At 61.7% G+C, this 17,517-nt stretch carries 18 protein-coding genes and 2 pseudogenes; 14 read left to right on the forward strand and 6 right to left on the reverse strand.

Annotated elements, in window-relative coordinates; genetic code table 11:
* The first annotated feature begins 4 nt into the window (after positions 1 to 4).
* The 13 genes and pseudogenes from ACYVKR_RS12525 to istB all read left to right on the forward strand — a co-directional run bounded on the left by ACYVKR_RS12525 (position 5) and on the right by istB (position 9,086).
* Positions 5 to 937, forward strand: coding sequence for a hypothetical protein (locus ACYVKR_RS12525; RefSeq protein ID WP_460481241.1), 933 nt, complete (start codon positions 5 to 7; stop codon positions 935 to 937).
* A gap of 57 nt (positions 938 to 994) precedes the next feature.
* On the forward strand, positions 995 to 2,116 hold the full coding sequence (locus ACYVKR_RS12530; protein ID WP_460481242.1) for a hypothetical protein: 1,122 nt from the start codon (positions 995 to 997) through the stop codon (positions 2,114 to 2,116).
* 8 nt (positions 2,117 to 2,124) lie between these two features.
* Positions 2,125 to 2,451, forward strand: coding sequence for a hypothetical protein (locus ACYVKR_RS12535; protein ID WP_460481243.1), 327 nt, complete (start codon positions 2,125 to 2,127; stop codon positions 2,449 to 2,451).
* A 1-nt stretch (position 2,452) separates the two neighbouring features.
* A complete protein-coding gene (locus ACYVKR_RS12540) occupies positions 2,453 to 3,148 on the forward strand; it encodes a hypothetical protein (protein WP_460481244.1) in 696 nt (231 codons plus the stop codon).
* 59 nt (positions 3,149 to 3,207) lie between these two features.
* Complete coding sequence (locus ACYVKR_RS12545) at positions 3,208 to 3,747, forward strand: hypothetical protein (protein WP_460481245.1); 540 nt, start codon at positions 3,208 to 3,210, stop codon at positions 3,745 to 3,747.
* Between the two features lies 1 nt (position 3,748).
* Entirely contained in the window at positions 3,749 to 4,300 is a 552-nt protein-coding gene (locus ACYVKR_RS12550; RefSeq protein ID WP_460481246.1) for a hypothetical protein, read from the forward strand.
* Positions 4,297 to 4,539, forward strand: coding sequence for a hypothetical protein (locus ACYVKR_RS12555; protein WP_460481247.1), 243 nt, complete (start codon positions 4,297 to 4,299; stop codon positions 4,537 to 4,539). Before ACYVKR_RS12550 ends, ACYVKR_RS12555 begins: the two co-directional genes overlap by 4 nt.
* On the forward strand, positions 4,536 to 5,228 hold the full coding sequence (locus ACYVKR_RS12560; RefSeq protein ID WP_460481248.1) for a lysozyme: 693 nt from the start codon (positions 4,536 to 4,538) through the stop codon (positions 5,226 to 5,228). Before ACYVKR_RS12555 ends, ACYVKR_RS12560 begins: the two co-directional genes overlap by 4 nt.
* Before the next feature lie 2 nt (positions 5,229 to 5,230).
* Positions 5,231 to 5,596: a hypothetical protein gene (locus ACYVKR_RS12565; RefSeq protein ID WP_460481249.1), complete on the forward strand. Its 366-nt coding sequence runs from the start codon at positions 5,231 to 5,233 to the stop codon at positions 5,594 to 5,596.
* Complete coding sequence (locus ACYVKR_RS12570) at positions 5,593 to 5,871, forward strand: hypothetical protein (RefSeq protein WP_460481250.1); 279 nt, start codon at positions 5,593 to 5,595, stop codon at positions 5,869 to 5,871. Before ACYVKR_RS12565 ends, ACYVKR_RS12570 begins: the two co-directional genes overlap by 4 nt.
* Before the next feature lie 908 nt (positions 5,872 to 6,779).
* Positions 6,780 to 6,848, forward strand: a pseudogene (locus tag ACYVKR_RS12575) (hypothetical protein); the annotation flags it as partial.
* A gap of 26 nt (positions 6,849 to 6,874) precedes the next feature.
* Positions 6,875 to 8,284, forward strand: a complete 1,410-nt coding sequence (gene istA, locus ACYVKR_RS12580; RefSeq protein ID WP_460481251.1) for an IS21 family transposase — start codon at positions 6,875 to 6,877, stop codon at positions 8,282 to 8,284.
* Positions 8,277 to 9,086: an ATP-binding protein gene (gene istB, locus ACYVKR_RS12585; protein WP_460481252.1), complete on the forward strand. Its 810-nt coding sequence runs from the start codon at positions 8,277 to 8,279 to the stop codon at positions 9,084 to 9,086. The genes istA and istB overlap by 8 nt, the downstream gene beginning before the upstream one ends.
* A gap of 545 nt (positions 9,087 to 9,631) precedes the next feature.
* Here the strand turns inward: istB and ACYVKR_RS12590 are convergent.
* Complete coding sequence (locus ACYVKR_RS12590; protein WP_460481253.1) at positions 9,632 to 9,934, reverse strand: DNA-directed RNA polymerase subunit alpha C-terminal domain-containing protein; 303 nt, start codon at positions 9,932 to 9,934, stop codon at positions 9,632 to 9,634.
* Positions 9,935 to 10,257: 323 nt separating this feature from the next.
* Between ACYVKR_RS12590 and ACYVKR_RS12595 the strand changes: the two are divergent.
* Positions 10,258 to 10,371: pseudogene (locus tag ACYVKR_RS12595) on the forward strand (helix-turn-helix domain-containing protein); the annotation flags it as partial.
* A 255-nt stretch (positions 10,372 to 10,626) separates the two neighbouring features.
* Here the strand turns inward: ACYVKR_RS12595 and ACYVKR_RS12600 are convergent.
* From ACYVKR_RS12600 to ACYVKR_RS12620, 5 genes are all read right to left on the reverse strand, one after another.
* The gene (locus ACYVKR_RS12600) at positions 10,627 to 11,061 is read right to left on the reverse strand and encodes an H-NS histone family protein (RefSeq protein ID WP_460481254.1); all 435 of its coding nucleotides are present in this window, start codon (positions 11,059 to 11,061) and stop codon (positions 10,627 to 10,629) included.
* A gap of 405 nt (positions 11,062 to 11,466) precedes the next feature.
* Positions 11,467 to 12,684, reverse strand: coding sequence for a CaiB/BaiF CoA transferase family protein (locus ACYVKR_RS12605; protein ID WP_460481255.1), 1,218 nt, complete (start codon positions 12,682 to 12,684; stop codon positions 11,467 to 11,469).
* A gap of 4 nt (positions 12,685 to 12,688) precedes the next feature.
* Positions 12,689 to 13,669, reverse strand: coding sequence for a Bug family tripartite tricarboxylate transporter substrate binding protein (locus ACYVKR_RS12610; RefSeq protein ID WP_460481256.1), 981 nt, complete (start codon positions 13,667 to 13,669; stop codon positions 12,689 to 12,691).
* A gap of 29 nt (positions 13,670 to 13,698) precedes the next feature.
* Positions 13,699 to 15,492: an acyclic terpene utilization AtuA family protein gene (locus ACYVKR_RS12615; RefSeq protein WP_460481257.1), complete on the reverse strand. Its 1,794-nt coding sequence runs from the start codon at positions 15,490 to 15,492 to the stop codon at positions 13,699 to 13,701.
* The gene (locus ACYVKR_RS12620) at positions 15,489 to 17,516 is read right to left on the reverse strand and encodes an acetyl/propionyl/methylcrotonyl-CoA carboxylase subunit alpha (protein WP_460481258.1); all 2,028 of its coding nucleotides are present in this window, start codon (positions 17,514 to 17,516) and stop codon (positions 15,489 to 15,491) included. Before ACYVKR_RS12620 ends, ACYVKR_RS12615 begins: the two co-directional genes overlap by 4 nt.
* Position 17,517: the final 1 nt, after the last annotated feature.

Below are 17,517 nucleotides of genomic sequence, written 5' to 3' on the forward strand. Positions count from 1 at the left end.
ATCGATGTATGTTCTAGACCCAAAGACCATAGGTGATGCGTCCTTCCTGGCTGGCTCCATCCCTGCCGTCGATGCGGCTGCGGGGGAGGTGGCTTGGGTGAGCGGAGCTGCGGTCGCCAAGGAGGATGAGAGGGTATATGGCCGTAGTATCTACAAATGCGCTGCTGTCCCGCCCAATCTCGCAACTCCGCCGGATCAAGATCCCACGAGTTGGCAGCTGGTTCGTCCATCCAACCGCTGGGCACCGTTTGACACCTATGTGCAAACAGCGCAGGTCAACCGGAATGGATCGCTGACCTATGTGCTGAAGATCCCATTCGCCGATGGCCTGGACCTGCAGGGGCTCAAGGGAAGCCGGTTGCAGATCAGTGTGACGGATGGCGTGGGCGGGCCTGATCTCATTCCACCCATCGACACCCGGCTGAACCTGCCTCGCATCGGTTGGTGGAACTACTTCTTCGGCCAGCGCACGCCCATCAAGGCCTACCGGCTCGATGGCATTCCGCGTCGCTCCGGAGCGGTGTTCACCATCACCGTGAGCGCTGATCCTGCCGTGCCTGTCGGCATCGGCTGGATGTCCATCGGCACCTGGACTGCCTACGGAATGACCAGTGTCAACGTGAGGTCCGGCACCCAGTACGGCGCCCAGGCTGAGATCGTGAACTACTCGTTCCGCAAGGAATTCGAGGACGGCACTTTCCGCCTGGTGCCGCGCGGCTCTGCCGTGAATCTGACGATGACCGTCGCCATTGATGCCGCAGATTCGAATCGCTTTTTTAGCTTGATTGAGCGCCTGAAAGACACGCCAGTGTCTGTCTACGCGAGCTCTCTGGGGCGTGATCGCTTCATGAGCACCGTTGGATTCATCAGCGTGGGCTGGCAGCGAAACATCGGCCCAGTGACAAACATGAACGTGAATGTGAAAGGGGTTGTCTAAATGCCCATTGTTCCAATCCCTCCAATCCGAGACCTCGGCACCGTCCCCAACAACAATATGGACGAAGCCACTTTCAACATCACCGCGGAGCAGTTCACCGGCAACATGCCTGGCTGGGGTGATGATGTTGAAGGGGTTGGCGATGCTACCCGCACGAATGCGCTGTACTCCGAGAATCGGGCCACGGCTGCACAGAGCTCGGCCGATGCCGCGGTGGTAACCCTCGGCCAAGTCAATGCAGCAGCGGCTGGGGCGTTCGCCGCCGCCAACTATAAAGGTGACTGGTCCACCCTGACTGGGTCGCTGAACCCTCCCGCTACGGTCACGCACCAGGGCCGCCTGTGGTATCTGAAGCAGGCCCTTGCGAACGTGACCACGCAGCCGCCGGCCCTCGGATCTGCGTACTGGGGGGAGGTCAGCCGAAACGATTTCATCGTCATGCCCGCGCCGGCCGGCAGCACTTCGGCTGCAGATCGATGCCTGTACCGCATGTCCTCGGGCACTTCGGTGCTGGTGCTGCCCGCGGCACCCTGGCACGGCATGGTCGTTGCAGCGGTCAACGTCTCTGGCACGCTGACACCAACGATCCAGCGCAACGGCAAGACTATCTGTGGGGATGCAGAGGACTACGTGATGAATGTCCTGGGCTGGCAGATCGTGTTGCAGTACGACTCTGGCTCGGGCGATTGGCTGACGGTGTCAGGGGTGACTGCATTCACGCCCTACGCAACGAGTCAGCCATTCAATCAGGCCAACAACTGGAACGCCAAGCAGGCATTCCTGGCTGGCGTGTCTCCCTCGGGCGCGGTCAGCATGAACGTGGCTTCCCTGGCCGCGAACACCTATGTGGATCTCCCAGTCCTGACTGCTGTTCCCCACGAGGGCGGGGCAGTGATGCTGTTTGTCTCGATCCGTGATGGCAATGCCGCCTATCACCGGCTCAACGGGGTCATCGTCACGCAGCTGAACTTCTGGAAAGCCAGCGGAACCTCGGTTGCCAACGCTGTGCCGCTGGTCAACCACGACGGCTCCGACAGCGTGGTGCTCTCAGTGCGCCAGAAGACAACCAGCAACAACGGCGGCCAGGCGACGCTCCAGATCGCAGTGAGCGCTGCAATCAGTCCGCGTAGCGGCGCAACCGACCTTACTGTCAGCGCCAAGTTTTTCCTGATGACGTAAGGAGCACCATGACATCAGCAGCACAACAAGCCCAGGCGCCAGTATCGCTTGCTATCACCGGTGGGGTGTGTGATCTCTCGAAGCGCACTTACTTCCACGCGACGATCAGCGGCAATACAACGCTCTCGTTCATCAACGCGCCGGCTGACGTGATGATCTTCAACCTAGAGATCAATCTCACCAGCGGCACCTTGTCTTGGCCGGGCAACGTCCGCTGGGCAGCTGGGCAGACGCCATCAAGTCTGCAGACGGGGAAGATCCATGTGTTCCAGTTCCAGCGGCCACAGTCCACTGGTGCAGACCAATGGCTCGGCTCTTACTTGCAGAATTTCTGATATGCGCCGCAAAAGTCCATATTTCAAAGGGCCGGTGAGTATCACCATTGCCGCCACGGTGCGCGGTCCCGATATTGCCGCACTGGCCACCGCTGCGGGCTGGATGGGCTTCGAGCCCATTATTTGCACGATCAACAGCGGGGTAGATGTCGCTACGCTGTCGATCTCAGGCATTCCGCACGACTGCCTGACGATCATCAATAGAGGTCGCATTGGCGGTGTCATCAACAGTGGCACTGCGCTCTACACCCGAACCAGAATCGCAATTGACAACAGCTCCGGCACCATTTTCGGCGGAGGCGGCAAGGGTGGTCACGGAGAAACGATTACGGTCGGCCACACGGCCAACCCGACCATCTACAGGGCGACGGGATACGGCGGTATTGGCGGTGATGGCGCTGGATTCAACACCAGCGGCACGCTTGCGCTCTTGAGCGCGCAGCCGGGCCAGGGCGGGAGTACGGACTCGGTCAACCCTGGAACCGGCGCTGCCTACGCCTACGGAGGTAGCGGCGGTCAGGGCGGAGGCATAGGCGCAGCCGGCTTTCCTGGCGCGTACGGTGCGGGAGGCGGGCTGTACACGGTGGTATCTACCTCTGAACGCACCGATGGCTCGCCCGCCGGAGCCTACGTTGACGGGGCCAGCTACGTCACTTGGATTGCAGCAGGAACACGCCAGGGCAATGCCATTAACTGAGGACTCACATGCTTTTCAAGACTGAAACTGAATTTGGGCTGAGCCCTGAAGACATCATTGTGCGGCATCCCGGCGTGTCGTTCCCGCTGCCATTTGAGGCCCTGGACGGGTACATCGAATACCGCAGTAGCGCGCCGCCCGAGTTCGATCCGGCGCTGTTCAAGGCCGTCGAGATCGCCCCTGTCGAGGTCGAACTGACGCCAGCCACGGAGGAAACGCCGGCTGTCACCGAGTGGGTGCAGCAGTGGGAGATCGTCCCGCTTACGCCCGAAGAGATCGCGCAGCGCGAAGCCGAGCGCATCGCGGCGCTGCCCAAGGCGACCAAGCTGGCCTTCCGCAACCGCTTCACGCAGACCGAGAAAGTCGCCATCGAGATCGCGGCCCTCGATGACCCGTCCGCGGCGATGGCCCAGCGCCAGGCTGCTGCAGCTCTGCGGGCCTATCTCGCCGATCTCTCGGCCGCCACCTTCATCGACCTGATGCGGCCGGATACCCGGGCTGGCGTGCAGGCGCTGGAGTCCATGGGTCTGCTGGCGCCAGGTCGTGCGCTGGAGATCCTGGACACGCCGCTGGGTGGCAACGAAATCTACCGGGGATGACATGCTGCTTGCTTCTTTCAAGGGCACCAAGCCCGGCATGCAAGGGGTGGCAAACCGCCTGATCCGCATGCGGCTGCGCGGCCCGTACAGCCACTCCGAACTGGTCTTCGAGCCCGGCGACGGGGTGGGCCATCTCCTGCCCGATGGATCCGAGGCCCAGGGCGATGACGGCTCGCTCTGGTGCGCCTCCAGCGTTGCGGCCGAGCCGCTGCCGGCGTTCTCGCCACGGCGTGCTGGGCACCAGGGCGGTGTGCGCTTCAAGCGGCTGGCGCTGGACCCCGAACACTGGGACCTGGTGCGCCTGCCCGGCGATCCTGCCGCAGCAGCGCTGTGGTTCCAGCAGCATGCTGGCGCTCTCTACGACTGGCAGCTGATAGCTGGGTTTGTGGCCTGGCTCATCCCGGGCCGCTCAGCTCGCTGGACATGCTCCGAGGCGGTGGCCGCTGCGCTCGGCATACCGCCGCGCGAGGCATGGCGCTTCGATCCGTGCTCACTGCACGCAGCACTAAACCGGCCCGCACAAGCGGGCCTTTCTTTTGGAGGGGCCGAATGAGCAACACGACCGAGAACGTTGGGATCGTCACCGGCAAGACGGCGGCCTATGGCGGGGCTGCCACTGCGGCAGTCAGTGGCATGACGCTTTCTGAAATTGGTGTGATTGTGGGTATCGCCGTAGGCGTCCTGGGGCTGCTGCTCGGGCAGTTCTGGAGCTGGCGCCGTGATCGGCGTGAGCAGCGCGAGATGGAGGCGCGAATGCTGCACAAATACGGTACGGGATGGGACGAGCTATGAGCGGCGTCAACATCCCCAGGACTCCAAGCATCCCGGCTTCTGTGGCGCGAAAGGGCGCTATCCCTGCCGTGCTGCTGGCCGCGCTGAGCAGTCCTCTGGCCTTCAACACGCTGGAGAAGCTGGAGGGCAACGTCAAGCAGGTCTATGCCGACCACCTTGCCGGAGGCCTGCCCACGTTCTGTGCTGGCCGAACCGACCGCAGCGCGGCTGTGGGCACAAAGCTGACCGATGACCAGTGCCGCGAGGTGAACAAGGTCACGCTGCTGGAGTACGGCTATGCCGTGCTGGGCTGCGTGGACTGGGACCACCTCAACGCCTCGCGCCTGATCGGCTTGACCATGTTCGCCGTAAATGTGGGCAAGGCTGGCGCGTGCGGCTCGCAGGCTGTGCAGGCGATCAACGCCGGCCGCATCGAGGAGGGCTGCAACCTGATCGCGCGCACGTCCAGCGGCGTCCCGAACTGGAGCAGCGCCGGCGGCGTCTACGTTCAGGGCCTGCAGAACCGCCGCCAGGCCGAGCGCGCGCTGTGCCTGGCCGAGCCGGATGCCGGCACCGTCGCGCCTGCAGTGGTGCCTGAGGCTGTGGAGCCGCCTGCGCCGAAGCCGGATGAAATCGTGGTCACTGGGACGGCTGTCATGGCATCGCCATGGTGGCGCCGCGCGCTGGACTGGCTTGCATTCTGGAGGTGACTATGAAACCCATCGTTGCAGCGCTGCTGATGAGCCTGGCGGCAAACGGCCTTCTGGGCTGGGCCTACCTCGAGCAGCGCGACAAGACCGCCGCCGCGGCGACCAGCCTGCGCGACATGCAGGCCCAGCGCGACGGCGCGCGGGCGGATGCCAGCGCCTGCAGTGACGCTGTGGACGATCTGCGCGACCTTGCGCAGAAGCGCGCGAAGGAGGGCGAGAAGGCCCGCCATGCTGCTGCAGCCACGGCCAGGCCCTTGGAGCGCAGGGCCGACTACACGCTGGGCCTGCAGCCGAAAGACCCATTCAACCAGTGCGCGAGCATGCAGGCCCTCGGCGACGAGTGGTTGCAGGGGAGGGCGAAGCCATGAAGCGCCATGCTTTCACTGTGCTGTTGGCGCTGGCGCTGGTCGGCTGCGCCACGGCTCCGGCCCGCGTCGAGACTCAGCGCGTGAACGTGCCGGTGCCTGTGGCTTGTGATGAGCCGGTGCCCGAGCGGCCCGCCATGCCCACCGAGGCGCTGGAGCCGCGGGTAATGCCGTTCGTGCTGCTACGCGCTGCCCTGGCAGAGATCGACCGCCGTGAGGCCTACGAGATCCGCCTGCGCACCGCGCTGGAGAACTGCATCCGACCACTGCCGAAATAGAAAGAGCCTCCCTGGCGCCAATATGCGGCGCTGGGGAGGCTCTTTTTTCGTTTGCGCGCACTCAGTGTTTGCTTGTTCTGCCTGAACACACATAAATGTGTGCAGAACAGCCGGAATGCATACGTTTATTTCAGATCGGCGAAGTCGGGGAGGGCGCCGGACATCACGACATTGCCCCTTGGAAGTCGGCCGAAAACCATCTAACGAACCTTCGCAAATCCGCATGAAATGGACATCAAGCAGAGGTGCGGCGTTAGACAATAATGCGGTAAGCTATTGATATATATAAACTGCGTTTCCGCTTCGGGTGCAGAGGGTCGCGAGTTCGAATCCCGCCGCTCCGACCATTTATATCAAGGGCTTAGCATCGAAAGGTGCTAAGCCCTTTTGTTATGGTTACGCCGAGGGGTAAACAAAGGGGTAAACAGGTTTTCGTTGTGAATGGATGGCTCGCCCCATCTGTTCCATAGCCCGGAGAGCTCTGGCAGGAGCGGTTCGTTGTGTGTAGCCGCTTTCATTGACCATGTGCTTGCCTGAGCGAGTTGCCGACAGCAGGCATAGTCGCGGAAGCAGGGGTGGGTACCCCGTACAGATCCTCTAGGAGGACCGGGTTTCGACACATATTTCCACATTGGGTGTGTACTTCAGCAACGTGGGCTACCCGCGGTCAACACGAAGTCTTAGTTGGGCCGTCTTGACGCATGCCCGCTCTGCAGCGTTATGCACAGCACGCAGTTATGAACAGTTGGTCAGCCTGAACACGCCAGGGGCTGTGATCGCTCTGGTGTTCGCGCCGACCGGAATTTGAGCCAGTTTTGCGTGTAGTGCCGAAGTAAAACTGAGCCAGGTGTTCAACCTACCCTGCTGCTTTTTTAAGCGGCGGGGTTTGAGGAGTGATCACCATGGACATGATTGGCAAGATCCGACGGCTGCACGCGAGGGACAAGCTGTCGGAGCGCGAGATCGCGCGCAAGACGGGACTATCTCGCAACACGGTTTCCAAGTGGCTACGCGCGCCGCTGGCCGAAGCGCCGAAGTACCGGCGAGATCCACGCCCCAACAAGCTCAGCCCCTTCGAGGAAGCACTCAAGCAGGCGCTGACGGCCGACGCCCGGCGCCCAAGCACGAGCGGCGCACGGCACGTGCGCTGCATGCCGAGATCAAGGCGGCGGGCTATGTCGGCGGCTACTCAGCCGTCACCGACTTCGTGCGAGCCTGGCGCCAGGGCGAGGGGCAGGCGGCCAATGTCACGGCGTACGTCCCACTGAACTTCGAGTTGGGCGAGGCCTTCCAATTCGATTGGAGCGAGGAAGGCTTGGTTGTTGGCGGCATCTACTACCGGGTGCAGGTGGCGCACCTGAAGCTGTGCGCAAGCCGCGCGTTCTGGCTGGTGGCCTACCCGAGCCAGGGCCATGAGATGCTGTTCGATGCCCACACCCGATCGTTTGCCGCGCTGGGCGGTGTGGCGCGCCGCGGGATCTACGACAACATGCGCACTGCCGTGGACAAGGTGCATAAGGGCAAGGGCCGCACCGTCAACGCGCGCTTCGCGGTGATGTGCGCGCACTACCTGTACGACCCTGACTTCTGCAATGTGGCCTCGGGCTGGGAGAAGGGGCGTGTGGAGAAGAACGTGCAGGACAGCCGCCGGCGTATCTGGATCGAAGCCGCTCGGCGGCGCTTCGGCTCGTTTGCCGAGCTCAACGCGTGGCTCGGTGAGCGTTGCCGGGCGCTGTGGAGCGAGGTGCGCCATCCCGAGCACAGCCAGTTCAGCGTGGCGGAGATGCTCGAGCACGAGCGGCCTCACCTGATGCCCATGCCCGAGCCCTTCGACGGCTACGTGGAGAAGCCCGCGCGCGTGTCCAGCACCTGCCTGGTGTCGGTGGCGCGCAACCGCTACTCGGTGCCGTGTGAGCTGGCCGGCCAGATGGTCAGCACACGGCTGTATCCGAGCAGTGTGGTTGTTGTCGCCGATGATGTGGTGGATGCTCGCCACGAGCGCCTGAGCAATGCGGGTGACACCCGCTACGACTGGCAGCACTATATCCCTCTGGTGCAGCGCAAGCCCGGCGCCTTGAGGAACGGCGCGCCCTTCGCAGACATGCCCGAGGCGCTGCAGCAGTTGCGCCGGGGCCTGCTGCGCCAGGCCGGCGGCGACCGCGTGATGGCTCAGGTGTTGGCCATCGTGCCCACCACTGGTCTGGAGGCGGTGATCGTGGCTGTCGAGCTGGCGATGGAGAGTAGTCCCGCTTGCGGGCGCGTAAGCGTGGAGCACGTTCTCAACGTGCTCAGCCGCCTGAGCGCACCAGCAGCCCCGCACAGCGCCGAGACGGGGCTACAGGTCGTCACGCCACCGCTGGCCAACACGGCGCGCTACGACAGCCTGCGCGGCCAGGAGGTGGACCATGCGTGACGTGACTGTTGAGCTCAAGGCGTTGCGCCTGCACGGCATGGCCGGGGCGTGGTTCGATCTCCAGGAGCAGGGACCCGCATCGGGCCTGGATGCTGCGCGCTGGTTGGTCGAACACCTGCTGCAGGCCGAGACAACGGACCGGGCGATGCGCTCGGTGCAGTACCAGATGACCTCAGCGCGCTTCCCTGTGCATCGGGATCTCGCCGGCTTCGACTTCGAGGCCTCGGTGGTGGACAAGAAACTGATCCACCAACTCGCGACGCTGGAGTTCACCGAGGCCGCGCACAACACCGTACTGGTCGGTGGGCCGGGCACGGGCAAGACTCATCTGGCCACGGCCCTGGGAGTCTCGGGCATCACGCGCCATGGCAAGCGTGTTCGGTTCTTCTCGACGGTCGATCTGGTCAACGCGCTGGAGCAGGAGAAGGCCCAGGGCAAGGCCGGGCGCATCGCTAGTGCGCTATTGCGCATGGACCTGGTGATCCTGGACGAGCTGGGCTACCTGCCGTTCAGTCAGGCCGGCGGCGCGCTGCTATTCCATCTGCTGTCCAAGCTGTACGAGCACACCAGCGTGGTGATCACCACCAATCTGGACTTCGCCGAGTGGTCCACCGTATTCGGCGACGCAAAGATGACCACTGCCTTGCTCGACCGGCTCACGCATCACTGCCACATTGTTGAGACGGGCAACGAGAGCCATCGCTTCCTACACAGCAGTGCGACAGCGAAGAAGCGCATCAAGGCCAGGGAGCAGGCTCGCAAGAGCGGCAGCAAGAGCGATGCACCAGACACCGCTGACTGACATGTCGCATCTGGGACAAGGCGCTGTGGGCTTCGCCCTGCGCGCCCTATGAGTCCAATTCCAAGAACTCAAAAGGAGGTCAATAAGCAACGCAGGGCATACACTTATCCACAGCCGACCATCGCTGCGTCGGCTTCCACCCCTGGCTCACGATTCAAGCGGCACGGTGGCTCACTTTTACTTCGGCGCGGACACAGTGGTCGATCCCAAGGCCGCGAAGCGCAGGGCTGGTAAAGCTAAATAAGCCCATCAGAAATATATCTAAACCGCCCGTTGTCTTTGATAACGGGCGGTTTTGTTTGAAGCCTGTTACCCTGTACTCCATCCATAGCTCCGATGGAGAACCATGACAGTGTTGATTTCCACGCAGAACTGACCCACTAACCCCCATGAGGAGGGGGCGCGTGAAAATCAACACCCACAGATCGATAAAAACTGTCGTCGGAATATCTGCATGTTCTTTTCATGCGTATTTTAAGAAAAGAGTCCGCTCATATGAATGAAATTTCAATTGTCACATCTTACCAGAGCATGCGCTGGTATGCCTAATTATCTGCCGATGCCTCATTGTGCTTGCGTGGCGTCCTGAAATACAGTTGCTGCAGCATGGGTTCTGTAATAATCTTCCCCTTTATATACTTGGGAATATAACAACTCCCGGGGAGAAAAGCTCTCTCTACTTCTCTCAGAGCTGCCAAACCAAATCCATGAATTCTTAAGAGATTGTGTGGATATGCCTTGATTACCTGCTGCACTGTGATGAAGCCATTGCGAGCCAATGAGTTATATGTTCTTTTTGATAGTTTTCCTGGCAGTGGTATTAGTGGGGTTGATAAGGTGTTGATCATATAATCTTGATTGAGGCGGCTATGGAGATTTACTGTCTGGTATAGTTCAGCTGCCTATTTTTGCGTGGCCGAAATATAGAGAAATTTATCTCTGCGAGAAAAATCATTTCGCAAACTGATTCGGCATAGCTACAAAAATTAGCAGGGCAATCCGGTCGAGCCTCGTAGATACGATATATCTGCTTAGATATCTCTTTAGCCCACGATGAAACCAGACTGTTGATTTCCACGCAGAACTGACTCACTAATCCCCAGGACTCCCATCCAAACCTGACTCGCGTACAGGCCCTGATCTGCGCTTCTTGAGTAGCAAGAAGCCTGGACTGATAGACGTGGCAAGACTGAGTGTCATCAGGCGCCGGGCCGGGAGAGAGCAGTTGTCCATCAGAGAGATCGCCCGCCGCACGGGCCTCTCGCGCAACACCATCCGCAGATACAGTACCTCGTCACTGAGGCCTCGCCGGCTCATGGGCCGCGTGAGCCTCGCGTAGAAACCACCCCGCGAGCTTGAACTCGACTGAATGTCCATCATGAATCATCTCCAGTTTCGTCTTCCTCCTTACAAGGCGTCTTTGAAACCGACAGTAGCCCAAATTTATTTTCAAGGCAGTGTGCAACTTGGGCTGCGCCCAGCAGATTAAAAGATCAATTAAAAATCACCCGAAGGTACTTTGCTAATGCTCAGATTAATTTTATTCCACTCGGTATTTTTCTATATCAATACCAGCTCTTTCAAGCTCTTTCATCCACTCCGGCTTCCTGCCGCGCCCATACCAAGTCTTTCCGTTCTTGCGGTATTTCACGGGCGTACCCTTGCTGGCTGAGGCATTTGGGCCAGGCTTGGAAGGAGGGGTAAATCCCAATTGCGCAGGAGTTAATCCATATTTAATTATCTTGGGTTTCACATCAGCCAAAAAGGCTTCAATCTCAGATTGCTTGAGAATTTCAGCATGCTCTTGAAGTTCCTCAATTCTTTCTAAGGCTTCATCATAGGTGGATGGGATAATTTCCATTGACTCGTTACTCTTGCTGTAAGTAGGTTTGATTATTTTGGTTAATCCGGCATTGAATCGAGCTGACCGACCTAGAGATCTCAGGGTTTCAAGGAAAAAAGTCGTGCCGAGCATGCTTTGCTAAACGGTCCAGGTGAAGCAGGCGTTTTTTAATGTTACAGTTACTAGATCGTATTACTGTCCTTGTGATAGCCTGTGTACTACTGAGCAGATATTTTTCAGTCAAGGAACCGTCAGCGCACCACGCATCGCAACCGTCAACTTTTTTGGAGCGGATCAGCTTTTCACTCTGCAGAGGATTGCCGTCAGGCTTTAGCTGAGCAAGGGCTTGAACTGCCAACGTCGGAAGCAGCGTGGCCAGCTCTGAAATGGGCGCGTGGCGCTTCGTCGCTGGCACCTTCTCGGTCACTGCGCGCCAAAATCCATCAAGCAGATTGCAATTCACCAATCATTCAAGAGTCCCGGAAGCATCGGGACCGCGTGCGCATTCACGCTCTCTGCCATCATGCAGTCGTCGGATCACACAACTCCCTTAGAGCGCAAGTCCTGTAGCTCAGCGTCGGTGTAACTCATCTCCTGCTGCAGGACTTGCGCCGTGTGCTCGCCGAGCATTGGGGCTGCTCGGTGAACGACAGGCGTTGCCGAGAAATCCAGAGGGCTGCGCAGGCCTGGCACATTCACCCCTCTGCTGTGCGGCATACGTATCGCAATCCCTCGGTGTTGGACTTGAGGGTTGTCGAACACATCGGCCATGTCATTGATGGGGCCACAGGGCACGCCGGCAGCCTCAAGGCGTACCAGCCAGTGGGCGCAGCTGTTATGCAGCATCAGAGGAGCCAGTTCCCTGCGTAGGGCTCGTCGCGCCTGTACGCGCGCTGCGTTGGAACGAAACCGGGGATACTGGGTAAGCTGCGGACAGCCCAGCACCTTGCACAGCGCTTCGAACTGGCTGTTGTTGCCTGCGGCGATGATCAGGTATCCATCGCTGCAGCGGAACACTTCGGAAGGCGAGGCAATGGGATTGGTGTTGCCCATGCGTTGAGGGAGGTCGCCAGTCATCAGGTATCCCAGCGCGAGATGGCCGTTGAGGGCCACTGACGAGTCCAGCATGGACGCGTCGATATACTGGCCCTGCCCGGTACGTAGGCGATGGAACAGCGCGCTGGCCACCGCAATGCAGGCATTGAGGCCGGTGGTGATGTCGGCAATGGGAATGGCTGTGCGCATGGGCCCTCCGCCCGGTACTTCGTCCGGATGACCACAGGTGCTCATCAGCCCCGCCTGCCCCTGCAGAATGAAATCGTAGGCGGCGCGCGCCGCCTGGGGCCCCGATTGGCCGAAGCCGGTGACCGAACAGTAGACCAAGTCGGGCCGGCGTGCCTGCAACGTGGGATAGTCCAGTCCATACCGTGCGAGTGTGCCGACCTTGTAGTTCTCCACTACGACGTCGCACTGGGCGGCCAGGTCCTGCACCAAGCGGGAACCTTCGGGTGATGCGATGTCGATGGTGATGGAGTGCTTGCCACGGTTGTAGGCAAGGTACAGGGCCGAGTCATTGCTGGGGTTGCCGGAGTCATCGGGCAAGAATGGGCCCATGCGCCGGGTGTCATCGCCTTCACCAGGCTTTTCCACCTTGTAGACGGTGGCTCCCATGTCGGCCAGGTATTGGGTGCACAGCGGGCCGGCGATGACGCGCGTCAAGTCCAGTACCTTGATGCCTTCGAAAATACCAGGCATGGTGTTACTCCAGATGGATATTGGCTTTTTTGATGACTTCGGCCCAGCGCTTGGCTTCGCTCTGGATGAAGCTGTCGAACTGCTCGGGCGTGCCGCCCACCGGGTCAATGCCGTATTCGATCAGCTTGGCATGTATGTCCGGGGCATTCACCACGGCCTGTATCTCGGTGGAAAGCCGGTTCACGATGTCCCTGGGAGTCTTGGCCGGTGCCAGCAGCCCAATCCAGCTGCCACCGGTCATGCTGGGGTAGCCGGACTCGGCCATGGTCGGCACATCGGGGGCCGCTGGCCAGCGCCGGGCGCTTGTCATCGCGAGTGCCCGCAGCTTGCCCGCCTTGACGTGGGGCAGCATGGTCTGTACTGAATCGAAGATGGTTGCGACCTGGCCGGAAAACAAATCCGGTAATGCCGGGGCAACGCCTTTGTAGGGGATGTGCGTCATCGGCGTCCCCGTGGTTTGCGTAAACAGCTCCGCCACCAGGTGGGCGCCGGACCCGGCACCACTGGAAGCATAGGTTGCCTTCTGTGGATTGCCCTTGGCCCAGGTGACAAACTCCTTGAGGGTGGTGGGCGGCAACTGAGCGCTGGATACCATCAGCAACGGAATGCCGCCGAATTGGCTCACGCCCCGCAGGTCCTGCAAGGGCGAGTAAGTCATCTTCGGATAGAGGCTGGGGTTGATGGCATGCGCGGCCACCACCACCAGCAGCGTATACCCGTCGGGTGCCGAGCGTGCCACGGCGGCGGAGCCGATCTGGCCGTTGGCGCCTCCCATGTTTTCCACCACGATGGGGGACTTCAGGCGTTCGCTGAGCCTGGCCATTACAAGACGGGTAACGGTGTCTGATACGCCGCCGGGAGTGTAGGGCACGACTATGTGGATGGGCTTGCTCGGATAGGTTTCGTCGGCCATGGCAGGGCCGCAGAGCAGCGCGGCAGCAGTTAGCCAGGCCGTGAGCAGCGCACGGCGCAGATGGGAGGGCATCAGTGTCTCCTTGGTGTGATGGGTGTTTCTCAGGCGGACTTGATCCAGCCTTCCTCAATCCAGCGGCCAGGAATGCGCACGGGGTAGTCCAGCAGCATCTGAGCGAACGACTTGCCCAATGGGTCTGAGCGCAAGCTGGCAATGCCCCCGCCGTCCAGGGCCTGGTGCAGCACGAAGTTCAGCGCATGCAGGCCGGGTACCTCGTAGCGCTCGACCTGACCCTGCACGAGATGCGCAAAGTACGCCTGTACCTGGGGGCCATCCAGCTGCGCGCACAGCAGCGGCAGGAATTCGGGGCGCCGCGCAATCACGCCGATGTTTTCGTCGTCGCCCTTGTCCCCGCTGCGGGCCCAGGCAAGGGTGAGCAGTGGAACTGCGACCGTGTCGCCTTCGATGGCTAGCGAAGGGAGCGTAGGAAGCGCATCGGCAGGCGTGGCAGGGCCCGCAGCAGTGGGTTTCACAGTTTCCCGGGTATTTTCCAGTTCGACCTGCAGCGCCAGCATCTGCTTGGGCATCAGGAAGGAGAACACCTTGATCACCGGCTGCACGTCGGCCCGGCCAGCGAAGGACGACCGGGTGCCGGGCCCCATCGACGTACCGGCGGAGGCGCATTCGCGTTGCAGCAAGCCGAGCGCCTTGGGATCTGCATGCCGCGCAGCAATGCGCAACACCACTTCGCGTGTGGGCAGCGCGCGCGCTTGAGCGCCATATAGCGATTCGCAGCCTAGCAGCTCCACGCAGGTCTGCGTATAGTCGGCCAAGCCGCGTTCGCGCAGCTGGCTGCGGGTGCGTTCGAGCAATGCCTCGGCAGTCTTGCGGGCTTTGGCAGGGGCATCGATGCCACGGATGGCCATCATCAGCTGCAGCTGGTAGCCGTCGCGCCAGGTGCCATTGGCCTTGTAGGTGTCGGTCGGCGGGCGTCCGCGAGCCCCGCTGACACGCACGCAATCCGACCCCACCGGCTCCACTTGCACCTGGCGGAAGTCGCAGGTGACATCCGGCATCAGATAGTTGGCAGGGTCGCCCACTTCGTAAAGAATCTGCTCGGACACCGCGCCGGGATGGACCAGCCCGCCGGTGCCCTGCGGCTTGGTGAGCGTGAAGCCGCCATCCGCTGCGCAGTCGATTACCGGGTAGCCCATATGGGCCCAGTCCGGAACTTGCTGCCAGTCGGTGAACAGGCCGCCGGTGGCCTGGGCGCCGCATTCGATCACATGGCCGGCCAGGGTGCCGGCGGCCAGGCGGTCCCAGTCGTCCCAGCACCAGTCGAATTCATGTGCCAGGGCACCGACCACCACGGCGCTGTCCACGCAGCGGCCGGTGATGACAATGTCGGCTCCCAGCGCGAGCGCCTGGGCGATACCCCGGGCGCCCACATAAGCGTTGGCCGAATACAGTGTGGTAGGCGGCGTCTCGCCGGTGTGCAGGTCGCGCAGCCCCGCTGCGCGCATCTGCTCGAACTGTGGCAGCACATCGTCACCGGTCACCACCGCGATACGAGGGGCGAGTCCCTGCTGCGCCGCGACCGCTGCCAGCGCGTCGCGGCAGCCGTGCGGATTCAATCCCCCGGCATTGGCAATCACACGTATGCCCTTGGCGCATATCGCGGCCAGGTGCGGCGCCATGGCGGCATGCACGAAGTCAGTGGCATAGCCCAGTGCAGCATCCTTGGTGCGGGCGCGCGCCAGGATCGACATCGTGGTTTCCGCCAGGTAGTCGTATACCAGGTACTGCATTCCTGGCACGGCGAGCAGTTGGGGCGTGGCGATGGCGGAGTCTCCCCAGAATCCGCTGGCGCCCCCTATACGGATGGTCCTGGTCATGCCTGTTCTCCGATGCGCAGCAGCAGCGCGCCCTTGCTGGCTTGGCTACCGGCACTCGCGTTCAGCTCCATCACCTGGCCTGCGATGGGGGCGGTGAGGGTATGTTCCATCTTCATCGCCTCGAGCACGAGCAGGCGCTGACCAGCTTCAACGGTGTCGCCATTGCGCACGGCGACTTCCACGACACGGCCGGTCAATGGGGCCGTTATGCGGCCTCCCCCTCCATGCTCCGCTCGGCTCTTGCGGTCATTGACCCGGGCAAGGTGCCAGGCCCGGCCTGCGTGGAAGAGGTGAAAAGCGTCTTCCTCCTCGGCAAGCACCACCGATTCAGCCATCCCATCGCATTCAGCATGCAGCGAGATCCGCTGCGCATCGTTCCAGTATGCATCGCGCAGCGTGAAGTCCTGCGCCGCGGTATCGCAGGCCGCTTGGTCGGTACGGCGCACGCGAGCCACCCATGGTATTTGCTGGGTGTTGACGAGAACCACCCACTGCGCGCTATCGAGCGCCAAGGCTACCCGGGTCGGCTGTGTCCCCAGCATTGGCTTGGTGATATCCGTCTGCCAGTCCGCTATGGCCTGGCCGCCCCCCAGCAGAGCGAGTGCCGCCATGGCAATGGTTCGGTGGGGGGGAATGGGTCTCTCGGACAACCGCGCGCCAAAGCGCTCCTGCACAAAGCCCGTATGCACGGCCTGGCCCTCGGCAAACACTGGATCGCGCAGGCAGTCGGCCAGGAAGGCCTGGTTGCTGGGCAGACCCAGCAGCACGCAGTGTTCCAGCGCCAGCAGCAACTGGCGGCGGGCCGCGTCACGCGTGGCTCCATGCGCGACCAACTTGGCAATCATGGAGTCGTAGTACGCGGTTACCGCGCCGCCTTCCTCCAACGCGTGGTCGACCCGGATGGTCGATGGCACGGCTGGCGGTTGCCAACGCAGCACCGGGCCAGTTTGGGGCAGGAAGCCACCAGGTACGTCCTCGGCAGTCAGCCGCACTTCGATGGAATGGCCCTGGAGCTGGATATCGGACTGCCGTAGGGTCAGCGGCTCGCCGGCAGCCACCCGCAGCTGCCATTCGACCAGATCCAGCCCGGTGACGGCTTCGGTGACGGCATGCTCGACCTGCAGGCGGGTGTTCATCTCCATGAAGTAGAAGTGGCCATCACGGTCCAGCAGAAATTCCATGGTGCCCGCTCCCACGTAGCCAATGGCCTGAGCACTGCGAATGGCGGCCTCGCCCATACGTGCGCGCAGATTGGCATCCACTGCCGGTGAGGGCGATTCCTCGATCACCTTCTGGTGGCGCCTTTGCACCGAGCAGTCGCGTTCACCCAGGTGAACCACGTGGCCATGGCTATCGGCCATCACCTGGATTTCCACATGGCGCGGCGCGATCACAGCGCGCTCGAGAATCAGTTCACCCGAGCCGAAGGCCACCTGGGCTTCAGAGCGAGCCGAGGCCAAGGCCTGAGGCAATGCGGCCGCATTGTCGACCAGCCGCATCCCTCGGCCACCTCCGCCCGATGCTGCCTTCACCATGATGGGAAATCCAATCTTCCCAGCGGCCTGCAGCAGGGCATCGTCGCTTTGGTCGTCGCCTTGGTATCCCGGTACGCAAGGCATGCCGGCTTCCATGACCAGCCGCTTCGCCTGTGCCTTGTTGCCCATGGAACGGATAGCACCGCCCGATGGGCCAATGAAGACGAGGCCGGCAGCATCAACGGCATCGGCGAAATCGCTGTTCTCTGCCAGAAAACCATAGCCTGGGTGGATCGCGTCCGCACCTGCGCGGCGTGCCGCGTCGATGATCGCAGGGATGTTCAGGTACGACTCGCGTGGCGCGGCGCCGCCAATCAGCACCGCGTGGTCCGCAGCGCGCACATGGGGGCCGGAGCGGTCTGCTTCGGAATAGACGGCAACGGACCGGTAGCCCATGCGCCGGACGGTACGCAGGATGCGCACGGCGATTTCGCCACGATTGGCGACGAGCACCGTGTGGAAGGGGCGGATTTGCTTGGGTGTGGTCATA

Source organism: Comamonas humi (assembly GCF_054782535.1).